Raw genomic sequence first — 22,661 nt, 5'->3', positions numbered from 1 at the left:
GCTTCTTGTGGGAGCGGGTTTACCCGCGAAGGCGTCAGGCCTGAAAACATCATCGCCGGATCTGACGCGTTCGCGGGTAAACCCGCTCCCACAGGCACCGTGCCCAACCAGCCGATTTGTGTAAGGCAAATGATGTGATGACCCAGCCCACCCCCTGCTATCACTGCGCCCTGCCCGTCCCCGCCGGCAGCCGCTTCACCGCCGTGGTCCTCGGCCAGCCCCGGCAGTTCTGCTGCCCCGGCTGCCAGGCGGTAGCCGAGTCGATCGTCGCCGGGGGCCTGGAGCACTACTACCAGCACCGCAGCGACAAAAGCGCCAACCCCGAGGCCCTGCCCAGGCAGCTACAGGACGAACTGGCCCTCTACGACCGCAGCGACGTACAGCAAACCTTCGTCCGCCATGCTGGCGACCTGGCCGAAACCACCCTGCTGGTCGAAGGCATCAGCTGCGCCGCCTGCGGCTGGCTGATCGAAAAGCACCTGCGCAACCTGCCCGGCGTCGCCGAGGCGCGCCTGAACCTGTCCAACCACCGCCTGCTGCTGAACTGGCACGACAAGCAACTGCCGCTCTCGCGCCTGCTCGCCGAGCTGCGCCAGATCGGCTACGCCGCCCACCCTTATCAGCCCGATCAGGCCGCCGAGCGGCTGGCCAGCGAGAACCGCAGCGCCCTGCGCCGCCTGGGCGTGGCCGGGCTGCTGTGGTTCCAGGCGATGATGGCAACCATGGCCACCTGGCCGGAATTCAATATCGACCTGTCGCCCGAACTGCACACCATCCTGCGCTGGGTGGCGCTGTTCCTCACCATCCCCATCGTGTTCTACAGCTGCGCACCGTTCTTCAAGGGCGCGGCACGCGACCTGCGTACCCGCCACCTGACCATGGACGTTTCGGTGTCGCTGGCCATTGGCCTGGCCTTCGGCGCCGGCATCTGGACCGCCATCACCGGCAGCGGCGAGCTGTATTTCGACACCGTGGGCATGTTCGCGCTGTTCCTGCTCACCGGCCGATACCTGGAGCGCCGCGCCCGCGAACGTACCGCTGCGGCCACTGCGCAACTGGTCAACCTGCTGCCGGCCTCGTGCCTGCGCCTGGACGCCGCCGGCCGCAGCGAGCGTATCCTGCTCAGCGAACTGCAGTGCGGTGACACGGTGCAGGTGCTGCCAGGTGCGGTAATCCCCGCCGACGGGCGCATCGTCGAAGGCCGCTCCAGCGTCGATGAATCGTTGCTGACCGGTGAATACCTGCCGCAACCACGGCGGGTCGGCGAGCGGGTCACCGGCGGTACCCTGAACGTCGAAAGCACCCTGAACGTGGAAGTCGAAGCCCTCGGCCACGACTCGCGGTTGTCAGCCATCGTCCGCCTGCTGGAACGCGCCCAGACCGAAAAACCTCGCCTGGCCGAAATCGCCGACCGGGCCTCGCAGTGGTTCTTGCTGTTCTCGCTGCTGGCCGCCGCGGCCATCGGCCTGTGGTGGTGGCACCTGGACCCGGCGCGGGCGTTCTGGATCGTGCTGGCAATGCTGGTAGCGACCTGCCCCTGCGCACTGTCCCTGGCAACGCCAACCGCGCTTACTGCGGCCACCGGCACCTTGCACAAGCTCGGCCTGCTGGTGACCCGTGGCCATGTGCTGGAAGGCCTGAACCAGATCGACACGGTGATTTTCGACAAGACCGGCACGCTGACCGAGGGCCGCCTGACCTTGCGCAGCATTCGCCCGCTCGGCAGCCTGCCCGCCGACCGCTGTCTGGCCCTGGCCGCGGCGCTGGAGAACCGCTCCGAACACCCCATCGCCCGCGCCTTCGGCCGCACCGCAACGCCTGCTGAAGACGTGCAGAGCGTACCGGGCCTGGGCCTGGAAGGGCTGGTCGAAGGCCAGCGCCTGCGCATTGGCCAGGCCACCTTCGTCTGCGCCCTGAGCGGCGCGGAAATCCCCGCCGTGCCAGAGCCGCGCGGCCAGTGGCTGCTGCTGGGCGACCGCCTGGGCCCACTGGCCTGGTTCGGCCTGGACGACCGCCTGCGCGACGATGCCCCTGCCCTGCTGGCGGCCTGCAAGGCCCGTGGCTGGCGCACGCTACTGCTGTCGGGCGACAACTCGCCGATGGTTGCCGAAGTGGCCGCGCAGCTAGGCATCGACCAGGCCATCGGCGGCCTGCGTCCGGACGACAAACTGGACCGGCTGAAGGCGCTGCAGGCGGCCGGGCGCAAGGTGCTGATGCTGGGTGACGGGGTCAACGACGTGCCGGTACTGGCCGCCGCCGACATCAGCATCGCCATGGGCAGCGCCACCGACCTGGCCAAGACCAGCGCCGACGCCGTGCTGCTGTCCAACCGCCTGCAAGCGCTGGTACAGGCCTTCGAGCTGGCCCGCCGCACCCGCCGCAACATCCTCGAGAACCTGCTGTGGGCGACCTTGTATAATAGCCTGATGTTACCGTTCGCCGCGCTTGGCTGGATCACCCCGGTTTGGGCAGCCATCGGCATGTCGGTCAGTTCACTGATCGTGGTACTCAACGCCCTGCGCCTGACCCGCCTGCCCCTGGCATCGGGCCTGCCAGCGAACGAAGCGCCCTTGCCCGGGAGGAAGTCGTCATGCCCGCACTCTATGTCATGATCCCCGCAGCCCTGCTGCTGGTCGGCGTGGCCGTGTACATCTTCTTCTGGGCGGTGGACAGCGGCCAGTACGACGACCTGGAAAGCCCTGCACACAGCATCCTGTTCGACGACCAGGACCCGCGCCACCAGGCGGCGGTTAAGCCTGACGAGGCCGACACCGACAAGGAACCCCCACCCCGTGCCTGACCTGCTGCCCCTGCTGGGCTCGGCGTTGATTCTCGGTCTGCTCGGTGGCGGCCACTGCCTGGGCATGTGCGGCGGCCTGATGGGTGCGCTGACCCTTGCCATACCGCCCGAACAACGTGGCCGGCGCTTGCGCCTGCTGCTGGCGTACAACCTTGGGCGCATTCTCAGTTATGCCTGTGCCGGCCTGCTGCTGGGCCTGGCCGGCTGGGCCGTGGCCAGCAGCCCGGCGGCGCTGGCATTGCGGGTGGTGGCGGCGCTGCTTTTGATCGCCATGGGGTTGTACCTGGCCGGCTGGTGGAGCGGGCTGACCCGCATCGAGGCGCTGGGCCGGGGGCTGTGGCGGCATATCCAGCCAGTGGCGTCGCGCTTGCTGCCAGTGTCCAGCGTGCCGCGGGCGTTGTTGCTGGGGGCCTTGTGGGGGTGGTTGCCGTGCGGGTTGGTGTACAGCACCTTGCTGTGGGCGGCCAGCCAAGGCAATGCCGGGTACAGCGCGGCGCTGATGCTGGCGTTCGGCGTGGGGACCTGGCCGGTATTGCTGGCTACCGGATTAGCCGCGGAGCGGGTAAACATTTTGTTGAAAAGACGCAGTGTGCGGGTGGCTGGCGGGGTGCTGGTGATGCTGTTTGGTATCTGGACCATGCCGGGGCCGCATCAGCACTGGTTGATGGGGCATTGAGGGGGGCCGCTTTGCGACCCTTCGCGGGCATGCCCGCTCCTACAGGATCATGTGTACCCCTATGGGAGCGGGCAAGCCCGCGAAGGGCTGCAGAGCAGCCCCAATGCCCTTGATACAAATCAACACAGATTCCTACAGACGGCCATAGACTCCGGGGCACTGCTGCTCTTTCCGGGGACCGCCCTCATGCTCGACGACCTTCGTTGGGATACCGACCTGATCCGCCGCTACGACTTGGCCGGACCACGCTACACCTCTTACCCGACCGCCGTGCAACTGCACAGCGAAGTGGGCTCGTTCGACCTGCTCCACGCCCTGCGCGAAAGCCGTCGGGCCGCGCGCCCGCTGTCGCTGTACGTGCATGTGCCGTTCTGCGCCAACATCTGCTACTACTGCGCCTGCAACAAGGTGATCACCAAGGACCGCGGCCGCGCCGCGCCCTACCTGCAGCGCCTGGAGCAGGAAATCCAGCTGATCGCCTGCCACCTTGATCCTAAACAGCGTGTCGAACAGCTGCATTTTGGCGGCGGCACGCCAACCTTCCTCAGCCATGTGGAACTGCGCCAGCTGATGGCCACCCTGCGCCAGCACTTCCACCTGCTGGACGACGACTCCGGCGACTATGGCATCGAGATCGACCCGCGCGAAGCCGACTGGTCGACCATGGGCCTGCTCCGCGAACTGGGCTTCAACCGCGTCAGCCTGGGCGTGCAGGACCTCGACCCGGCCGTGCAGCGCGCAGTCAACCGCCTGCAGAGCCTCGAGCAAACCCGCACCCTGATCGAAGCCGCACGCACCCTGCAGTTCCGCTCGATCAACCTCGACCTGATCTACGGCCTGCCCAAACAAACCCCGGAAGGCTTTGCCCGCACCGTCGAAGAAGTGATCCGCCTGCAACCCGACCGCCTCTCGGTGTTCAATTACGCGCACCTGCCCGAGCGCTTCATGCCGCAACGGCGCATCGACAGCAATGACCTGCCCAGCGCGGCCGCCAAGCTGGAGATGCTGCACGCCACCATCGACCAGCTGACCGCTGCCGGCTACCGTTACATCGGCATGGATCACTTCGCCCTGCCCGACGACGAGCTGGCCATCGCCCAGGAAGAAGGCACCCTGCAGCGCAACTTCCAGGGCTACACCACCCATGGGCACTGCGACCTGATCGGTCTGGGCGTGTCGGCCATCAGCCAGATCGGCGACCTGTACTGCCAGAACAGCAGCGACCTAAACACCTATCAGGACAGCCTGTCGAACGCCCAGCTGGCCACCCAGCGCGGCCTGCTGTGCAACCACGACGACCGCATCCGCCGGGCAGTGATCCAGCAACTGATCTGCCATTTCGAGCTGGATTTCGAGCCGATCGAACAGGCCTTCACCATCGATTTTCGCGGCTACTTCAACGACCTCTGGCCAGAACTGCTGACCTTGCAGCGCGACGGGCTGATCCGCCTGGACGACAAAGGCATCCGCATCCTGCCGGCCGGCCGCCTGCTGGCGCGCTCGGTGTGCATGGTGTTCGACGCCTACCTGGCGATGCACAACCGCCAGCGCTTCTCGCGGGTGATCTGAAACCGAGTCGTTCAACCGCATGGACAAAGTTCCTTGCCAGGCACACCATGGGCACAGCGAAGGCCCCGGCGTACACCCGCCGGGGCCTGGCCAGGTCGCACCACAACAGCGCACGCTGGCCTACAACCTACGCCGTGAGTTACCCTTACGTCTTATGTGTGCTTTCCCACAAGGATCGAATGAAAATGTCCGAGCCAGTCAAACTGCGCCCACACAACCAGGCCCATTGCAAGGACTGCAGCCTGGCCCCCCTGTGCCTGCCTCTGTCGCTCAACCTGGAAGACATGGATGCACTGGATGAAATCGTCAAGCGTGGGCGGCCGTTGAAAAAAGGCGAGTTCCTGTTCCGCCAGGGCGACAATTTCGGCTCGGTCTACGCGGTACGTTCCGGCGCGCTGAAAACCTTCAGCCTCAGCGACAGCGGCGAAGAGCAGATCACCGGCTTCCACCTGCCCAGTGAGCTGGTCGGCCTGTCGGGCATGGACACCGAAGCCTACCCGGTTTCGGCCCAGGCCCAGGAGACGACTTCGGTGTGTGAAATCCCGTTCGAACGCCTCGACGAGCTGTCGGTGCAGCTGCCGCAGCTACGCCGCCAGCTGATGCGGGTAATGAGCCGGGAAATCCGCGACGATCAGCAGATGATGCTGCTGCTGTCGAAAAAGACCGCTGACGAGCGCATTGCCACCTTCCTGGTCAACCTGTCGGCACGCTTCCGCGCCCGCGGCTATTCGGCCAACCAGTTCCGCCTGAGCATGTCGCGCAACGAAATCGGCAACTACCTGGGCCTGGCAGTGGAAACCGTGTCGCGGGTGTTCACCCGCTTCCAGCAGAATGGCCTGATCCGTGCCGAAGGCAAGGAAGTGCACATTCTCGACCCGATCCAGCTGTGCGCGCTGGCCGGTGGCGCAATGGAGGCCTGAGGCCGGCGTTTAGCGGGTATACTTGGGCATTCGTTTTCCCAGGATACCCGCAACAATGCACAGCGACGCCTTCGACCTCAAAGCCCTGATCCGCCCGGTAGTGGACTTCCCCAAACCGGGCGTGATCTTCCGCGATATCACCCCGCTGTTCCAGTCGCCGCGCGGGCTGCGCTATGTGGCCGACCAGTTCATCGAACGCTATGTCGAAGCCGAGTTCAGCCACATCGGCGCCATGGACGCCCGAGGCTTCCTGATCGGCTCGATCATCGCCCACCAGCTGAACAAGCCCCTGATCCTGTTCCGCAAGCAGGGCAAGCTGCCGGCTGACGTGCTGAGCGAGGGTTACCAGACCGAGTACGGCGAAGCCTTCCTGGAAGTGCATGCCGACAGCCTGTGCGAAGGGGATTCGGTGTTGATCTTCGATGACCTGATTGCTACTGGCGGTACGCTGCTGGCAGCGGCCAACCTGGTGCGCCGGACCGGTGCGCAGGTGTTCGAGGCGGCGGCGATCATCGATCTGCCGGAGCTGGACGGATCGCGCCGACTGCAGGCGGCCGGGGTACCGACTTTCTGCCTGACCGAGTTTTCGCTCAGCGAATATTGAGTTGGGTTTTGGGGCTGCTTTGCAGCCCCACCAATTCTCGATCAGAGCGAAATCGGCCGACGCCCCGCAAACGCATGGGCCAAGGTCCCACCATCCACCAGCTCCAGCTCGCCACCCAGCGGCACGCCATGGGCAATCCGCGACGCCACCAGGCCCTTCTCGCTCAGCAACTGGGCAATGTAATGCGCCGTCGCCTCCCCTTCCACCGTCGGGTTGGTCGCCAGGATCACCTCGGTGAAGGTGCCCTGCTCCTCGATCCGCGCCATCAGCTGCGGAATCCCGATCGCCTCCGGCCCCAGCCCGTCCAGCGGCGACAAGTGGCCCTTGAGCACGAAGTAGCGGCCACGATAGCCGGTCTGCTCCACTGCATACACATCGGTCGGCCCTTCGACCACACACAACTGGGTATCGTCACGGCGCGTGTCGGCGCATTGCGGGCACAGCTCCTGCTCGGTCAGGGTGCGGCACTGACGGCAATGCCCAACCCCCTCCATGGCCTGGGTCAAGGCCTGGGCCAGGCGCAGGCCGCCGCTGCGGTCACGTTCGAGCAGTTGCAGGGCCATGCGCTGGGCGGTTTTCTGGCCGACACCCGGCAGAATACGCAGGGCATCGATCAGTTGGCGGATGAGAGGGCTGAAGCTCATGGGAAAGGCCTGACAAACAAATAAGAGGCGGTTTATACCCAGCGGGGGCAGTGGCGTCAAATCAGCCATGCGACCTGCGCGGTCCGCTTTTTTGTGGGAGCGGCCTTGTGTCGCGAAAGGGGCGCGAAGCGGCCCCGGGATTTCAGCTTCGCAGCGTGAATTGCCGGGGCTGCTGCGCAGCCCTTTCGCGACACAAGGCCGCTCCCACAAAAAACAGACCGCGCCTGGGTTGAAATCTCTGTAAAAAAAACCGCCGCTGTCATCAGCGGCGGTTTTCGGTAACGCAAATGCCCTTAGAACGGCATCTTGAAGCCCGGCGGCAGCTGCATGCCGGCGGTCATGCTGCCCATCTTGTCCTGGCTGTTCTGCTCGACCTTGCGCACGGCGTCGTTCAGCGCGGCGGCGATCAGGTCTTCCAGCACTTCCTTGTCGTCTTCATCAGTCGACATCAGGCTCTGGTCGATGCTGACACGCTTGACGTCGTGACGACCGGTCATCACCACGCTAACCAGGCCACCACCGGACTGGCCGGTGACTTCGGCGTTGGCCAGCTCTTCCTGCATCTTCTGCATCTTTTCCTGCATCTGCTGGGCCTGCTTCATCAGGCCGGCCATGCCACCTTTCATCATGGGGGTATACCTCGATTGGGTCATGTGATGCGGCCCGGCACCGGGCCGGCCGCATGGTTATCCGTTACTGGCCCTGGTCAACCAGGGCTTCTACAGGCTCAATAGTATCCTGCCGCACCTTGGCGCCGAACAACTTGATCATCTGCTGGATCAACGGATCCTGCTCGATCGAGGTGACTGCGTCCTGCTGGCGCTCGGCGCGTTTGCGCGCCGCTGCCTGGGCCGGGGTTTCCTGCTCGGGCAGGATCAGTTCGATGCGCAGGTTCAGCGTGCGCCCCAGGTGCTGGTTGAGCGCTTCGTTAAGGCGCCGCTGCTGGGTGGCGTTGAACAGCGCACCCTGGCCAGGGTCCAGGTGCAGCAGCCAGTCGTCACCATCGGCTGCAATCAACGTACAGTTCGCCGCGATGTTGCCTGTCATACCGGACACAGGCAACTGTGGGAATAATTCCAGCCATTGCAGGGCCAGGCCGGTAGCCGGCTTGGCTGCGGGCAGCGGTTCGGCTGCCGGCTTGGGTGCTTCTTCCTGGACGTGTTCGGCCAGTTCGTCCAGGTAGCTGAAGCCGACCGGGTCGCTTTCGCCGCCGTAATAGTCTTCGTCCAGGGGCGGTTCATCGTCGCGGTCCATGCCCACGGCGGCATAGGCGGACGGGTCGAAGGGCGGCTCGTCGTCGTGTGCCGGGGCGGCAGGTGCCGGCGTGGGTGCAGCGGGCGGAGCTGGAGCAGGAACCGGCGCAGGTTTGGCCACTACCGGTGCAGGCGCTGGCGCGGGCTCTTCCCACGGCAGGTCAACCACCTCTGCCACGGGATCTGGCTCTGGTTCTGGTTCGGTGACCGGTGCAAGTGCAGCCGCCACCACTGGCTCGACAACCGGCTGCGGCGCTGGCTCGACCGCTGCGGGCGCCTGCACTTGTTGCGCGGCAACCGGTGCAACAGGCTCCACGACAGCAGTGGCCGGCGGCGCCACGGCAACCGCCGGCGCTGCCACCGGTGTTGCAGGATCAGCTGTGGCCTGGCTGATCCCCACTGGCTTTAGTACCGGTTTCGGCGCGTCGTCGGTGTCGGCCGGGCGGAACGCCAGCATGCGCAGCAGGACCATTTCGAAACCACCGCGCGGGTCCGGCGCCAAGGGCAGGTCACGGCGGCCGATCAGGCCCATCTGGTAATAGAACTGCACGTCCTCGGCTGGCAATGCCGAGGCCAGCGCCAGCACCCGCTCGCGGTCGCCCTGGCCGTTGTCCACCGCCTCCGGCAGCGCCTGGGCAATGGCCACGCGGTGCAGCACATTGAGCATCTCGGCCAGCACGCCAGCCCAGTCCGGCCCCTGCTCGGCCAGGTTGCGCACGGCCTCGAGCAAGGCCCGGGCATCGCCTTCGAGCAACGCCTGCAGCACCCCGTAGACCTGACCATGATCGAGGCTGCCGAGCATGGCCCGCACATCGGCGGCCAGCACCTTGCCTTCGCCAAAGGCGATGGCCTGGTCAGTCAGGCTCATGGCGTCGCGCATCGAACCATCGGCCGCGCGCCCCAGCAGCCACAGGGCATCCGGCTCGAATGGCACGTTTTCGGCGGACAGAACATGGCTGAGGTGCTCGACCACCCGCTCCGGGCTCATGTTCTTCAGCGAGAACTGCAGGCAGCGTGACAGGATGGTGGCCGGCAGTTTCTGCGGGTCGGTGGTGGCGAGGATGAACTTGACGTAGGGCGGCGGCTCTTCCAGCGTCTTGAGCAAGGCGTTGAACGAGTGGGTCGAGAGCATGTGCACTTCGTCGATCAGGTAGACCTTGAAGCGCCCACGGCTCGGGGCGTACTGCACGTTATCGAGCAGTTCGCGGGTGTCCTCGACCTTGGTGCGGCTGGCGGCGTCGATCTCGATCAGGTCGACGAAACGGCCTTCGTCGATCTCCCGGCATACCGAACAGGTGCCGCAGGGCGTGGAGGTGATGCCGGTTTCGCAGTTCAGGCACTTGGCGATGATACGGGCAATGGTGGTCTTGCCCACGCCCCGGGTACCGGTGAACAGATAGGCGTGGTGCAGGCGCTGGTTGTCCAAGGCATTGATCAAGGCCTTGAGCACATGGGTCTGGCCGACCATTTCGCGGAACGAGCGCGGACGCCATTTACGTGCAAGAACCTGATAACTCATCGAAAAACCATCGTAGCCTGATCGAGCGGAAGATCGCTAATGCTAGCGGAGCGGGGGCAAAATTGCACCCTGCGCAAGTCGGCTAAGCTTTGAAACTGGCGCGCCATCCAGGGAGGATTGCCTTTGCGAAGACTGCTGGCCCTGTTGCTGCTGTGGAACACCTACAGCCAGGCTGAACAGCCCGTGTTGCGTTTTTCTGTCGCCGAGAGCTGGAGCATGCCGCTGGTGCGCATCGAAAGCGACCAGCCGGTGGAAGGTTTGCTGTACGACCTGATGCAGGCCTTGGCCAAGGAGGTGGGCGTACGCCCCGAATACCATGTCATGGCCCGCCTGCGCCTGCAGGAGGCGATGAATAACGGTGACATAGATGTGCGCTGCTATGTCAGCACCCAGTGGTTCAACGACCGGCCGGGGAATTTTGTCTGGAGCATCCCGCTGCTGCACCAGCGAGACCTGCTGGTAGGCCGCGCGGGTGACAGTACCCCGCTGCCGCCGGAACAACTGCCTGCCCAGGCCATCGGCACAGTGCTTGGCTATACCTATTCGACCTTGCAACCGCTGCTGGACCAGGGCCGCCTGCACCGCGAGGACAGCCGCAGCCAGTTGCTGGTGCTGCAGAAGCTGCAAGCCGGGCGCTATCGGCATGCGGTAAGCAACCAGCTGTCGTTGCAGTGGTTCAATCAGGGGCTACCCGCCGAGCAGCAATTGCAGGCGCTGGCGGTGCTGGAGGACCAGGACCTGGGGTGCATGGTACGCAATGACCCGGCGATACCGACCCAAGGGCTGCTGCGGGCACTGGTGAAGATGAAGCAGTCGGGGGAGATCGAGCGGATTGTGCAGCGGTATGGGGGGATGGGCAACCAAGAACCCATGTCTGTGGCTCGCCCCTGAGCCACGCATACCTGATGAAAGGCCCCCCCCGCCCCTTGTACGCCCGCTGTGGGAGCGGGTTCACCCGCGAACACCGGCAAAGCCGGTGCCATCCACCGAGTTGCCCTCTTCGCGGGCATGCCCGCTCCCACAGGATTGTGCGGCGCATTCACAATCTATATTGCAAGCTCAAGCCTGGTGGTGCTGTCGGCAAGCATGCCGATTGTGCGCTCGCGTTAACCAAGCACCCTGCCCTCACGCCAAAGCCAGCAAACCCGCACTAAAGAACATCCCCACGCCAAACACAGAATGCGTGGCCAGGCTCTTCAGGCAGTTGCGCGCAGGCGTCGGCGTCCTCGACGCAAAGAACCCCGCGCCCATCGCCGGCTGCATGAAGCACAAAGGCGCCACGACCGTCACCACACCAACAACCAGCGCAGGCAACAATGTAGGTGCCAGCAACCAGCCCTCCCCCACGATCACGACCAGCAGCATCGCGAACAGCACGCCGATGGCGTAATGAATCCCCCACCCCAACGCCAGCTCATGCCGCACCGGTTCCGCCTTGGCAATCGCCTGGTGCCGCACACGCCCGTGCAGCAAATGCCCCGCCCAACGCCCGACCATGGCGAAGTTCAGCGTGGCGACACCCATTCGCCTGAGCAGCAGCCCCCACAAGTCCATCACCATCGTGGCCCCGATACCAATTGGCAAGGCGGCGGAAAACATCGCAGTAAACGTCATTGAACAAGCCCTCGAAGATTGACGGTCATCACCATGCCGCGCAGCATAGAAGTTGAAGTCAACTTCAAGTCAAGAGCCCGAAATGGACATTGCCGACGTCGCCAAACACACAGGCGTACCCGCCTCGACGCTGCGCTACTACGAGAAGAAAGGCCTGCTCAAGTCACTCGCCGGGCCTGGCAAGCGGCGGCAGTTCGCAGCCGATGTTGCAGACCGGCTGGCGCTGATCGCCCTGGGCCAGGCTGCGGGGTTTTCGCTGGAGGAAGTGGGGGCGATGCTGGTGGACCTGCAGGTCGACCGCCAGATGCTGATCGCCAAGGCCGACGAACTGGATGCACGAATCAGGCGCTTGCAGGCGATGAGCAAAGGCTTGCGGCATGCGGCGCAGTGCCCTGAGGAAGATCACCTGGCATGCCCGAAATTCCAGCGGCTGATGAAGCTGTCGGCGGCGGGGCATGGGAAAAAGAAGGGCAGTTCAACAGTTGCCTTTAAGTGACCAGGATAAAACCACCACCTGAATGCATCATCGCCTGAATAGAGTAGTGGCAATACGATATCAATAAGCCACTACTCAGTGTAGAGTTACGCGCCTCCGCGCCCAACCGTGCGCCGAGAACAGTACTCACACTCAGGAAATGTTGCATGTCCACAATTCGAAATCTCACCGGTGCCGCACTGATAGCGCTGACCACTGGTTGTGCTACCGGCCTAAATTCGGCCCAAGAGTCGGAACTTGCCAGCTATCGCGCCAGAAACCTCGCGGTTGAAGAGAAAAGCCCAGGGCTTGCTGCCGGCCTTGGCCTGCTTCCAGGTGGCGGTTCGTTCTACGGTCGCGCATATGGCTTTGGTGTGGTGAACCTGCTGTTCTGGCCGCTTTCCATTCTGTGGGACCCGGTGAGTGGGCATGACGCTGCAGAGATGATCAACTACCAAGCCACCAAAGCCCATGTTGCAACGCTGAAAAAGCACGACATGGACGAACTCGATGCCAAGCTGGAATCCGACTCGATCGATCTCAAGCGCTACACGCTCGACAAACGCAGAATCGATGAGAAGTACAACCTGTAAAGGCATCTGCCGCACAGCGCAACGATCGGCCTGAGGTCTGTACGTTCCCAACGATAACGCGGCGCGCCTTTCAATAGTTGAAGCCATACACGATGTAAGGCTTTCGTCTTGCTTTACCGGCATATCACTCAAGGATTATTCAAGTGACCTACTTCCGTGTGCTTCTAGTCTCGGTATTTATTGCCCTTTGCACAGGGTGCGCTTCGCCTGCTCAAATTTCCGGAATGTCCGTGGCATCCGACCAGACCGATGCGCAGTTTTATGATCAACGGCTGCATCGCAACATTCAGGTAACCGAAGTAAATGGCGGAGACGCCACCAACCCGCTCTGGACTTCGGAAATCGACGGCCCTGACTTCGGTGCCGCACTCAAACAATCACTTGCCAGTGCTGACCTGCTTGGCGAAGCACCTGCTGCCTACACTCTGCGCGCCAACCTGCTGCGCGTCGACCAACCCATTTTTGGCTTGGATTTCGAAGTTACCTGCGAGGCTGAATATACGTTGACCGAGTCTGCTTCAAATACCGTTATTTTCCGAGAGATCATTCGGACGCCCTTTACCGCTGGCGTTGGCGACTCCGTTATCGCGATCAAGCGCCTGCGGCTGGCCAATGAAGGTTCGGCACGCACAAATATCAGCACGCTGCTGAAGCGCCTCAAGGCGCTCAAACTTGAGGCCGGACAGGTTTCTCTAAAGTAACGGATACCTGATGATACCGGGCTTTCGATGCGGGTAGGACAACAGCGCCTACTCCGCTGCATCGGCGCGGTCGCGGCAGGAATGGAAGTCAGATGGCACCTACCGGCGCCGGGCACATGCCTGCGTCTTGCAGCCCCCGAAGGATTGCTTCCTGGAAGGTGCCGAGCCTGTTGCCCGTAGATCGAACACCAACACCTGCGACTCACCTTGTGAGAAGTTGCCCGCATAGATTTTCGTATCCTGGAGGATTTTCAGCGATCCGGCTTGCCCCGTTTTCGAGGCGATCAGCTGGAGCTTTCCATGCCGCTCTACCGCCAGAAAGTGCTTCTGTTGGTATGAAGGCTTGGTGGGAGACGAATGGGGGGGCAGCCAGAATGTAGCAGGTGCTCGGACGCTCGTTACTCATCAAGATCGATGATAGATAACATCGATATTTACTTGTTTTCTATCAACCGAATGAAATGGAGAATGGCGCCTGAACTCAAATCTGGAACTGTCTGATGCACTTTATGCCTCTTGCTGCTGCCTCCTTCACTCTCACGCTGCTGGTGGGGTGCGCATCCGCGCCTAGCCAGCCGACAAAGGAGCTGGTGACCGCTAAATCTCCGGAAGTTTTTTCCGCCTGCGTCATGCAGAAGCTGCAAGAGAATCAGCAATCGCCGAACGTTACCCATACGAGCCGAAGCTATCGCGTGATCCTGAGCAGCCCTGTTGCCGCGGACAATGTGATCGAGACGTTCAAAGGGGACACGGGCGGGAAAGTCTACGTTTATCAGCGAGGGCTCTTTTCTGAAAACCTCGTTCGCGTAGCTTCCCAATGCGCTTGAGGAGAGGGAGGCTCTCACCAGGCCGAAGTTGTCGAGCTGGGTAAAGCGAGAAATCCTCGAGAATTCAAGGACCTGAAATGGAGGCGGCCCCACCAGCCACACCCCGGCACTCGATGTTCCCGCTATGGCTGCTCCCTTCCGGGCCTGACCAGGTTAACGGGTAATCAATGCGGGGGGACCGATGGGGCCACCACTACAAGGCTCGCTGAACAGCGAGTGGCGCCATTGTACCGGTCTTGGGGGCAGATACAACCTCTGGAGGAGAAAAAGTCATCATTTCTCAATGACTTGTCCGGGCCGGGGTGGCCTGGAGCTGCCAATTCGCGGGTGAACCCGCTGCTACAGCGGTAGTGCTGACAGCAAGACCATCGCAGGACCTGTGGGAGCGGGCGTGCCCGCGAAGCAGGCGCCGCGGTGGATGGCACGGGCTTCGCCCGTGTTCGCGGGCATGCCCGCTCCCACAAGGACCGTGCAAGCAGCAAGATATGCCATTGGCCTGCTAGACAGCGATGCCCTGCTCACCCAGGAAGGTGACGAAGGCATCTTCATCAAGTACCTTCACGCCCAACTCGCTGGCCTTGGCCAGCTTGGACCCCGCCCCCGGCCCCGCCACCACGCAGTGGGTCTTGCCAGAAACCGAACCCGCCACCTTGGCCCCCAGGCTTTCCAGCTTTTCCTTGGCGATATCACGGCTCATGCGCTCCAAGGTGCCAGTCAGCACCCAGGTCTGGCCGGCCAGCGGCAGGCCTTCGGCGACTTTCTTCTCGCTGCTCCAGTGCATGCCGAACGCCAGCAACTGTGCCTCGATGTCCCGGGCCAGCTTCTGGTTGACTTCATCCTTGAAAAACTCGCGCACAGCTTCGGCCTGCTTGGCCGCCAGGGCCTGGCGCAGGTCGATGCCGTCGGCGGCGATGATCTTGTCCAGGCTGTCGAGCTTGGCCACCAGCTTCTCGGCACCGGTCGGGCCAACCGAGGCGATGTCGAGCTTGGCGATCATGCCGGCCAGGGTGGTGCTGGCGGCGAATTCGGCAGCCAGCTCGCCTTCGTCCTGCAGTTGCATGCCACTGTCGAGCAACTGTTTGATGACCTTGCGGTTATGCTCGTCCTCGAAGAAGTTGTGAATCTCGTAGGCCACCTCCAAGCCGATGTCCGGCAAGTAGGTGAGCACTTGCGGCAGCGCTTGCTGCACGCGCGCCAGGCTGCCCAGCGAGCGGGCCAGCACCTTGGCGGTCTCCTCGCCTACGTCCGGTATGCCCAGGGCGTAGATGAAGCGCGCCAGGCTCGGGCGCTTGCTGGCTTCGATGGCATCCAGCAGCTTCTTGCTGGACACTTCGGCAAAACCTTCCAGGCCAACGATCTGGTCAAATTCCAGCTTGTACAGGTCGGCCGGCGAGCCGATCAGGCCTTCGTCCACCAGTTGCTCGACGCTCTTCTCGCCCAGGCCGTCGATGTCCATGGCGCGGCGCGACACGTAGTGGATGATTGCCTGCTTGAGCTGGGCACCACAGGCCAGGCGACCGACGCAGCGGTACACCGCGCCCTCGCTGGTGGTTTCCTTGCCTTTGCTACGCTTGACCAGCTGGGTACGCTCGACCTGCGAGCCGCATACCGGGCATTCGCTCGGCACCTGCACCGGGCGCGCATCTTCCGGGCGACGCTCCAGTACCACCTGCATTACCTGAGGGATCACGTCACCGGCGCGGCGGATGATCACCGTGTCGCCAATGCGCAGGCCCAAGCGGGCGATTTCGTCCATGTTGTGCAGGGTGGCGTTGGATACGGTCACACCTGCGACCTTGACCGGCCTCAAGCGTGCCACGGGCGTTACCGCGCCGGTGCGGCCGACCTGGAACTCGACATCCAGCACCTCGGTCAGCTCTTCCATGGCCGGGAACTTGTGGGCAATCGCCCAGCGCGGCTCACGGGCGCGGAAGCCCAGTTCGCGCTGGGCGGCCAGGCTGTTGACCTTGAACACCACGCCGTCGATTTCGTATGGCAGGCTGTTGCGTCGCTCGCCGATGTCGCGGTAGTAGGCCAGGCATTCTTCGATGCCGGCGGCATGCTTGAGTTCGCGGCTGATCGGCAGCCCCCAGGCCTTGAGCTGCTCGAGGATACCGATGTGGCTGTCGCCAATGCTCGCGGACACCTGGCCGACGCCATAGCAGCAGAATTCCAGCGGGCGGCTGGCGGTGATTTTCGAATCCAGCTGACGCAGGCTGCCGGCGGCGGCGTTGCGCGGGTTGGCGAAGGTCTTGCCACCGGCTTCGGCCTGGGCGGCGTTGAGCCGATCGAAACCGGCCTTGCTCATGTACACCTCGCCGCGCACCTCCAGCACCGCCGGCCATCCCTCGCCTTGCAGCTTGAGCGGGATGTTGCGCACGGTACGCACGTTGGCACTGATGTCTTCGCCAGTGGTGCCGTCGCCACGGGTGGCGCCCTGCACCAGCTGGCCGTCGCGGTACAACAAGCTTACGGCCAGGCCGTCGAGCTTGGGCTCGCAGCTGTAGTCGACCGCACCGGGCTGGTCGAGGCCGTCTACCACGCGACGGCCGAACTCACGCAAGTCGGCTTCTTCGAAGGCGTTGCCCAGGCTGAGCATGGGCACTTCGTGGCGCACCTGGCTGAACGCGGCCAGGGCTTCGCCCCCAACGCGCTGGGTGGGCGAGTCGGGGGTTACCAGGTGCGGGTGTTCGGCTTCAAGCGCCTTGAGCTCGTTGAACAGGCGGTCGTATTCGGCATCGGGCACGCTTGGCTCATCGAGCACGTAGTAGCGGTAGTTGTGCTGGTCGAGCTCGGCACGCAGTTCGTGGATACGGGTTTCGGCGGTCATGGGATTTGTCTTCTCTTGCAAAGCAAAAGAGCAGCCTGAGGTGGTGCATGGGGCCTGGATTGGTGTTGCCTGCCCCGGCCCTATCGCCGGCAAGCCAGCTCCCACAGGTAAACCACAGGCCTGGAGGGCAGTGATACACCTGTGGGAGCTGGCTTGCCGGCGATAGGGCCAGTGCAGGCAACAGCATTACCCGAACCGACCAGCACGCCCTCAGGCTGCTCTTTCGTCTGGATCTGTCAGCGCTTCTGGGTCAGCGCACGGCGCTCGAACTCGACGATGCGCTGGCGATAGTGCTCGATGGTCTGGGCGGTCAGCACGCTGCGCTGGTCGTCCTTGAGCTCACCGTTCAGTTCGTGCGCCAGCTTGCGCGCCGCAGCCACCATCACATCGAAGGCCTGCTTCGGATGACGCGGGCCCGGCAGGCCGAGGAAGAAGCTCACCGCGCGGGTGCTGAAGTGGTCGATGTCGTCCAGGTCGAACACACCGGGCTTGACGGCGTTGGCCATGGAGAACAGCACCTCGCCGTGACCGGCCATGCTCTCGTGACGGTGGAATATGTCCATTTCGCCGAAGCGCAGGCCGCTTTCCAGAATGTTCTGCAGCAACGCCGGGCCCTTGAAGCCACCCTCGTCGCGGGAGATGACGCTGATCACCAGCACTTCCTCGGCCGGCGGCAGCTCCTTGACGCTGCTGCTGGCAGGTGCGGCACCGTTGCTGCGGGTATTTTCCGCGGCAAAGTCATCATCGCTGTCGGCAAACAGGTCAGGCTCGCGCGGCTCGGCGCTCAGGTTCAGGTCGCCCTGCTGCGCATCCGCAGCAGCGGTGGCGCGCTTGCCGCGCTTGGCAGCCTTGGCCGGCTTGGGTTCGCGCTCGCGATCACGCGCAGAAGCGCTGAGCGACGGCAGGTCGCTTTCGTCCAGCTCAGGCTCCTTGTGGGTATCCAGCACCCGCGACGGGCCAAGCACTTCGGCATTGCCCTCTTCGTCCGGCAGGTTGGAATAACTGCGATCCAGACGGAATTTCAACTTGCCTTTCCCGCCGCGCATGCGGCGCCAGCCGTCGAAAAGAATCCCGGCAATGACAATGATGCCGATGACGATCAGCCACTCGCGCAGACCGATTTCCATGTAATCCCGTGCCTCTATAAAAATATGCTTGAAAACAAAGGGTTCAAAGCCCTTTAACACGTGGCGCCAACTCTATGTTCTGACAGGCGTTTTACCCACGCAAAAAACGAGTGACATTAAGCTAGCACGACCAAAGACAACTTTACACCGTCTGTCGCACATGGCGGGGGCATTTCGCCACAGAATATGCCCTTATCGTCGAGCATCAGGCGTCGACCATGGCCATGGCCTCCTCCACATCGACGGCAACCAGACGTGAACAGCCCGGTTCATGCATGGTCACCCCCATCAATTGATCCGCCATCTCCATGGCAATCTTGTTATGGGTGATGTAGATGAACTGCACGCTTTCACTCATTTCCTTGACCAGGCGGGCGTAACGCCCGACGTTGGCATCGTCCAGCGGCGCATCGACTTCGTCGAGCATGCAGAACGGTGCGGGGTTCAACTTGAAGATGGCAAACACCAGCGCCAATGCGGTCAGTGCCTTCTCGCCCCCGGACAGCAGATGGATGGTGCTGTTCTTCTTGCCCGGTGGTCGCGCCATGATCGTTACCCCTGTATCGAGTAGATCTTCGCCCGTCAGTTCCAGATAAGCGCTGCCACCACCGAAAACTTTTGGGAAAAGTGCCTGTAATCCGGCATTTATCTGATCAAAGGTATCCTTGAAGCGGTTGCGGGTTTCCTTGTCGATCTTGCGGATGACGTTTTCCAAGGTCTCCAGGGCTTCGACCAGGTCGGCGTCCTGGGCGTCCAGGTAACGCTTGCGCTCGGACTGCTGCTCGTACTCTTCGATGGCCGCCAGGTTGATCGCCCCCAGGCGCTGGATACGCGCCTCGAGCTGCTCCAGCTCCTGTTCGGTGCCCTGCTCGCTGGCCTCGGCCTCCAGGGTGGCGAGCACGCCTTGCAGGTCGTAGCCATCGGCCAGCAACTGCTCCTGCAGGGTCTTGCGTCGCACATCCAGGCCCTGGCACTCCAGGCGCAACTGCTCCAGCTGGCCACGCAGCAACTGGGCCTGCTGCTCGGCCTGGGTACGGCGCTTTTCGGCGTCGCGCAGTTCGCGGTCGGCTTCGTCCATGTGCAGGCGGGCCTGGCGCATTTCTTCGTCGACGCTCATGCGCCGCTCCAGCAGCTCCTCCAGCTTCAGGCGCAGCTCTTCCTGTGGGGCCTCGCCCTCTTCCAGGTTCAGGCTCAGTTGCTCCTGGCGCTCGATCAGGCGGGCGGCCTGCTGCTCCAGGCGCTCCAGAGCCTGCCGGGTGGAATCATGCTGTGCGCGCAGCGAGCCCAGGCGGACAGCCAGCTGGTGGGCGTGATCCTTGTGCTGGCGGGCCTCCTGGCGCACGCGATCGAGGCTTTCGCGCAAAGTGTCGCGGCGGGCCATCAACTGCTCGCGCTGCTCGGTGTCCTGGGCCATCAGCTCCAGGGCCTCCTGCAGCAGCAGGCGGGCTTCGCCCAGCTGCTCATGTTCCAGGGCGCGCTGTTCTTCCAGCTCGGTCAGCTCGTCGTGCAGGCGCCGGCGGCGCAGCTCGACCTGCTCGGCACGTGCGCGGCCAGCCGACAGGTTGGCTTTCAGCTCGCCATGCAGGCGGTTTTCTTCCTGGGTGCGGCGGCGCAGTTGTTCACGCTGCTCTTCAAGGCCCAGCTGCTGCTCGCGCAGGGCCTGCAGTTGCTGCTCCAACTGCTCCAGCGCCGCTTCCTGCTCCAGTTGCTCCTGGCCCAGGCGCTCGATCTCCTGGCCGCGTGCCAGCACGCCGCCTTCGGCTTCGCCGCCACGGCGCACCCGCAGGAAGTGTCGGCCAACCCAGTAGCCATCGCGGCTGACCAGGCTCTGGCCTTCGCCGAGCGAGGCGCGCTGCGCCAGTGCCTGAGCAAGGTCTTCCACGGGCTTGACGTGGCCCAGCCAGGGCGCCAGGTCGACACAGCCTTCGACCTTTTCCAGCAGGCTGCCGGGCAGCGACGAGCCGGTACCGCTGGCCAGCAGCAAGCGTAACTCGCCCTGTTCCAGGCCGGCAAAATCCAGGTTACCGAGGTCGTCCACCAGCACAGCTTGCAGGTCGGCGCCGAGCACGGTCTCTACCGCAAGCTCCCAGCCCGATTCGACCCGCAACCCTTCAGCCAGCCGCGGTTGTTGCTCCAGGCCTTGGCCCTGCAGCCAGTCCGCAGCACCTGCACCCGGCTCCAGGGCGGCCTGTTGCAAGGCTTCGAGCGAGGCCAGGCGCCCGCCCAGGCGTTGCAGGTCGCCCTGCGCCTGCTGCTGGGCCTGGATGGCCTGTTGCAGCTGCTCACGTGCGCCTTCCAGCCGTTCGACCACCTGCTCTTCCGACAACTGCAACTCTTCCAGCAACATCTCGCTACTGGCCAGTTGCTCGGCCAGTTCGAGCAGGGCTGCATCCTGTGGGTCGCTGCCCAGCAGCTCGCGCTCTTCGCCCAACTTGCGCTGGCGCTCGGCGTGGCGTTCCAGGCTGGCTTCCAGCTGCTGCAGGCGGGCCTGCTGCACTTCGGCCTGGCGGCGCGGCTCAGCGGAACGGTTGTTGAAGCTGTCCCACTGTTCCTGCCAGCCGTGCATGCCCAGTTCGGCTTCTTCAAGGGCAGCGGCAGCTTGTTCGGCAGCGGCCAGGGTAATCTCCTGCTCGGGCTCGAGCATGGCCAGCTCTTCGCCCAAGGTCGCCAGCAGGGTGCGGTCGTGGCCCAGGTGCGACTCGGTCTCCAGGCGCGTACGCTCGGCCTCCTTGAAGTCATCCTGCAACTGGCGCAGGCGCTGCTGGCCGTGCTGGATGCTCTGCTCGACCCGGGCTATGTCACCAGCGACCGAGTAAAAGCGGCCCTGCACCTGGTTGAAGCGCTCGGACAATTCGTGATGGCCATCACGCAGGCGCTCGATGCTGGCATCGGCATTGCGCTGCTCGGCCACCAGCGCCTCATGGGACACATCCTGGTCGCCGATCACCGCCTCGCGCTGGCGCACCCGTTCGTCCAGGTCACGCCAGCGCAAGGCCGACAGGCGCGCCTTCAGCTGGCGTTCCTGGGCCTTGTATTCGCGGTACTTCTCGGCTGCCTGAGCCTGGCGGTGCAGGCGCTCCAGCTGGCGCTCCAGCTCTTCGCGCAGGTCGGTCAGACGCGCCAGGTTTTCCTGGGTGCGGCGGATGCGGCTCTCGGTTTCCCGGCGGCGTTCCTTGTACTTGGAAATGCCGGCGGCTTCCTCGATGAAGTTACGCAGCTCCTCGGGCTTGGCCTCGATCAGCTTGGAGATCATGCCCTGTTCGATGATCGAGTAGCTGCGTGGCCCCAGGCCGGTACCGAGAAAGATGTCGGTGATATCGCGCCGACGGCACTTGGTACCGTTGAGGTAGTAGCTGTTCTGCCCGTCGCGGGTGACCTTGCGGCGGATCGAGATCTCGGCATAGGCGGCATATTCGCCGACCAGGGTGGTTTCGCTGTTGTCGAACACCAGCTCGATGCTGGCCTGGCTGACCGGCTTGCGGCCACTGGAGCCGTTGAAGATGACATCGGTCATCGACTCGCCGCGCAGGTTCTTCGCCGAACTCTCGCCCATCACCCAGCGCACGGCGTCGATGATGTTGGACTTGCCACAGCCGTTCGGGCCGACCACGGCCGCCATGTTGCTGGGGAAGTTGACCGTGGTCGGGTCGACAAACGACTTGAACCCGGCCAGGCGAATGCACTTCAGGCGCATCGGTCAGCCTCGGGCCAACGCCGCCAGCACCAGTTCGCAACTGCGCTGGCCATAGGCGGTGAGTACCTCGCGAATGCGCGGCAGGTCACGGGCGATCACGGCGTCGAGCAGGCGGGCGAACAGGTCCAGGTAATCGATCATGTTGGCCTGGCGCTGGTCCAGCGACAGGTAGTACGCACGGCTCATCGCCGGCTGCAGGTTTTCCACGGTTTCCTGCAGGAACGGGTTGTCGGCGAACGGATAGGCCGCCCGCATGACCGCGAAGCTGTCGGCGACGAAGGTCTTGATGTCCAGCTGGTCATGGGCCCGCTGCAGGCGCTGCTGGATCTCCAGGAACGGGCGCAGGTCGGCATCGGTGCGCCATTTTTGCGCAACCGCGTTACCCAGCAGGATGTAGAACTCGCCCATCAGTGCGCACAGGCTGCGCACGCTGCGCTCGTCGAGCTCGGTCACGTGGGCACCCCGGCGCGGCAGGATCGCCACCAGGTGGCGACGTTCAAGGATCAGCAGCGCCTCGCGCACCGAGCCGCGGCTGACGTTGAGTGCCTGGGTGACCTTCTGCTCCTGGATACGCTCGCCTGGCGCCAGCTCGCCACGGATGATGCGTTCGGCCAGGTAATCGGCAATCTGCTCGGAGAGGCTGTCCGGGGCCTTGAACGTCATGGTTTTCCTTCAAAATCATTGAACTGGGCACAAGGAACCGATTGTAGCGTAATTGGCCGGTAATCGCGCAGAGGGGCCTGGCGGTTTATTTGAGCTGCAAGGCAACCCGATGCCCGGCGCGATCTATGCTTGGGATATGGGCAATGTGTGCG

The 22,661-nt window shown here is 63.7% G+C and carries 20 protein-coding genes and 1 other RNA gene; 11 read left to right on the top strand and 10 right to left on the bottom strand.

Features of this window, described 5'->3' with window-relative positions; translation table 11 throughout:
• Positions 1–137: 137 nt before the first annotated feature.
• The 6 genes from CAF92_RS15055 (at position 138) to CAF92_RS15030 (ending at position 6,569) form a co-directional block, all read left to right on the top strand.
• Complete coding sequence (locus tag CAF92_RS15055; protein ID WP_085601248.1) at positions 138–2,612, top strand: heavy metal translocating P-type ATPase; 2,475 nt, start codon at positions 138–140, stop codon at positions 2,610–2,612.
• The gene (ccoS, locus tag CAF92_RS15050) at positions 2,591–2,800 is read left to right on the top strand and encodes a cbb3-type cytochrome oxidase assembly protein CcoS (protein WP_046615053.1); all 210 of its coding nucleotides are present in this window, start codon (positions 2,591–2,593) and stop codon (positions 2,798–2,800) included. Before CAF92_RS15055 ends, ccoS begins: the two co-directional genes overlap by 22 nt.
• Positions 2,793–3,476 (top strand): sulfite exporter TauE/SafE family protein, encoded by a 684-nt coding sequence (locus tag CAF92_RS15045; RefSeq protein WP_046615052.1) that lies wholly within the window; start codon positions 2,793–2,795, stop codon positions 3,474–3,476. Before ccoS ends, CAF92_RS15045 begins: the two co-directional genes overlap by 8 nt.
• A 186-nt stretch (positions 3,477–3,662) precedes the next feature.
• Positions 3,663–5,045 carry an oxygen-independent coproporphyrinogen III oxidase gene (gene hemN, locus CAF92_RS15040; RefSeq protein WP_025340016.1) on the top strand — a complete coding sequence of 461 codons (1,383 nt, stop codon included), beginning with the start codon at positions 3,663–3,665 and terminating at the stop codon, positions 5,043–5,045.
• A gap of 185 nt (positions 5,046–5,230) precedes the next feature.
• Complete coding sequence (gene fnrA, locus CAF92_RS15035) at positions 5,231–5,965, top strand: Crp/Fnr family transcriptional regulator FnrA (RefSeq protein WP_015271145.1); 735 nt, start codon at positions 5,231–5,233, stop codon at positions 5,963–5,965.
• 55 nt (positions 5,966–6,020) lie between these two features.
• Positions 6,021–6,569: an adenine phosphoribosyltransferase gene (locus CAF92_RS15030; protein ID WP_009683910.1), complete on the top strand. Its 549-nt coding sequence runs from the start codon at positions 6,021–6,023 to the stop codon at positions 6,567–6,569.
• Between the two features lie 41 nt (positions 6,570–6,610).
• Here CAF92_RS15030 and recR read toward each other — a convergent pair whose 3' ends face one another.
• The 3 genes from recR to dnaX all read right to left on the bottom strand — a co-directional run bounded on the left by recR (position 6,611) and on the right by dnaX (position 9,985).
• Positions 6,611–7,213, bottom strand: a complete 603-nt coding sequence (gene recR, locus CAF92_RS15025; protein WP_003259670.1) for a recombination mediator RecR — start codon at positions 7,211–7,213, stop codon at positions 6,611–6,613.
• 293 nt (positions 7,214–7,506) lie between these two features.
• On the bottom strand, positions 7,507–7,842 hold the full coding sequence (locus CAF92_RS15015; protein ID WP_003259671.1) for a YbaB/EbfC family nucleoid-associated protein: 336 nt from the start codon (positions 7,840–7,842) through the stop codon (positions 7,507–7,509).
• 64 nt (positions 7,843–7,906) lie between these two features.
• Positions 7,907–9,985 (bottom strand): DNA polymerase III subunit gamma/tau, encoded by a 2,079-nt coding sequence (dnaX, locus tag CAF92_RS15010; RefSeq protein WP_085601247.1) that lies wholly within the window; start codon positions 9,983–9,985, stop codon positions 7,907–7,909.
• Positions 9,986–10,108: 123 nt separating this feature from the next.
• Here dnaX and CAF92_RS15005 point away from each other — a divergent pair, with 123 nt between their 5' ends.
• Positions 10,109–10,876 (top strand): ABC transporter substrate-binding protein, encoded by a 768-nt coding sequence (locus tag CAF92_RS15005; RefSeq protein WP_085601246.1) that lies wholly within the window; start codon positions 10,109–10,111, stop codon positions 10,874–10,876.
• Between the two features lie 234 nt (positions 10,877–11,110).
• On the opposite strand, the gene CAF92_RS15000 is transcribed toward CAF92_RS15005, so the two are convergent.
• On the bottom strand, positions 11,111–11,599 hold the full coding sequence (locus CAF92_RS15000) for a DUF2938 domain-containing protein (protein WP_085601245.1): 489 nt from the start codon (positions 11,597–11,599) through the stop codon (positions 11,111–11,113).
• Positions 11,600–11,681: 82 nt separating this feature from the next.
• Between CAF92_RS15000 and CAF92_RS14995 the strand changes: the two genes are divergently transcribed.
• The 3 genes from CAF92_RS14995 (at position 11,682) to CAF92_RS14985 (ending at position 13,368) form a co-directional block, all read left to right on the top strand.
• Positions 11,682–12,095: a helix-turn-helix domain-containing protein gene (locus CAF92_RS14995; protein ID WP_085601244.1), complete on the top strand. Its 414-nt coding sequence runs from the start codon at positions 11,682–11,684 to the stop codon at positions 12,093–12,095.
• A 146-nt stretch (positions 12,096–12,241) separates the two neighbouring features.
• Positions 12,242–12,667 (top strand): hypothetical protein, encoded by a 426-nt coding sequence (locus CAF92_RS14990; protein WP_085601243.1) that lies wholly within the window; start codon positions 12,242–12,244, stop codon positions 12,665–12,667.
• A 143-nt stretch (positions 12,668–12,810) separates the two neighbouring features.
• The gene (locus CAF92_RS14985; protein WP_256573755.1) at positions 12,811–13,368 is read left to right on the top strand and encodes a hypothetical protein; all 558 of its coding nucleotides are present in this window, start codon (positions 12,811–12,813) and stop codon (positions 13,366–13,368) included.
• A 99-nt stretch (positions 13,369–13,467) separates the two neighbouring features.
• Here CAF92_RS14985 and CAF92_RS27875 read toward each other — a convergent pair whose 3' ends face one another.
• Positions 13,468–13,653: a hypothetical protein gene (locus CAF92_RS27875; protein WP_371916243.1), complete on the bottom strand. Its 186-nt coding sequence runs from the start codon at positions 13,651–13,653 to the stop codon at positions 13,468–13,470.
• Positions 13,654–13,868: 215 nt separating this feature from the next.
• Between CAF92_RS27875 and CAF92_RS14980 the strand changes: the two genes are divergently transcribed.
• Positions 13,869–14,195 (top strand): hypothetical protein, encoded by a 327-nt coding sequence (locus tag CAF92_RS14980; protein ID WP_085601242.1) that lies wholly within the window; start codon positions 13,869–13,871, stop codon positions 14,193–14,195.
• Between the two features lie 87 nt (positions 14,196–14,282).
• Here CAF92_RS14980 and ffs read toward each other — a convergent pair.
• The 5 genes from ffs to CAF92_RS14955 form a co-directional block, all read right to left on the bottom strand.
• Positions 14,283–14,379: signal recognition particle sRNA small type (ffs, locus tag CAF92_RS14975), an RNA gene on the bottom strand.
• 315 nt (positions 14,380–14,694) lie between these two features.
• Entirely contained in the window at positions 14,695–17,025 is a 2,331-nt protein-coding gene (gene ligA / locus CAF92_RS14970; protein WP_085601241.1) for an NAD-dependent DNA ligase LigA, read from the bottom strand.
• A gap of 236 nt (positions 17,026–17,261) precedes the next feature.
• Positions 17,262–18,152 (bottom strand): cell division protein ZipA, encoded by an 891-nt coding sequence (gene zipA, locus CAF92_RS14965; protein WP_015271153.1) that lies wholly within the window; start codon positions 18,150–18,152, stop codon positions 17,262–17,264.
• A 205-nt stretch (positions 18,153–18,357) separates the two neighbouring features.
• Entirely contained in the window at positions 18,358–21,846 is a 3,489-nt protein-coding gene (smc, locus tag CAF92_RS14960) for a chromosome segregation protein SMC (RefSeq protein ID WP_085601240.1), read from the bottom strand.
• Between the two features lie 3 nt (positions 21,847–21,849).
• The gene (locus tag CAF92_RS14955) at positions 21,850–22,509 is read right to left on the bottom strand and encodes a GntR family transcriptional regulator (protein ID WP_046615036.1); all 660 of its coding nucleotides are present in this window, start codon (positions 22,507–22,509) and stop codon (positions 21,850–21,852) included.
• Positions 22,510–22,661 lie beyond the last annotated feature (152 nt).

Origin of the sequence: Pseudomonas sp. B10(2017) (genome assembly GCF_002113295.1) — a bacterium.
GTDB lineage: Bacteria > Pseudomonadota > Gammaproteobacteria > Pseudomonadales > Pseudomonadaceae > Aquipseudomonas > Aquipseudomonas pudica.
Note: the sequence above shows the minus strand (reverse complement) of the source record. Positions and strands in the feature narration are given on the sequence as shown.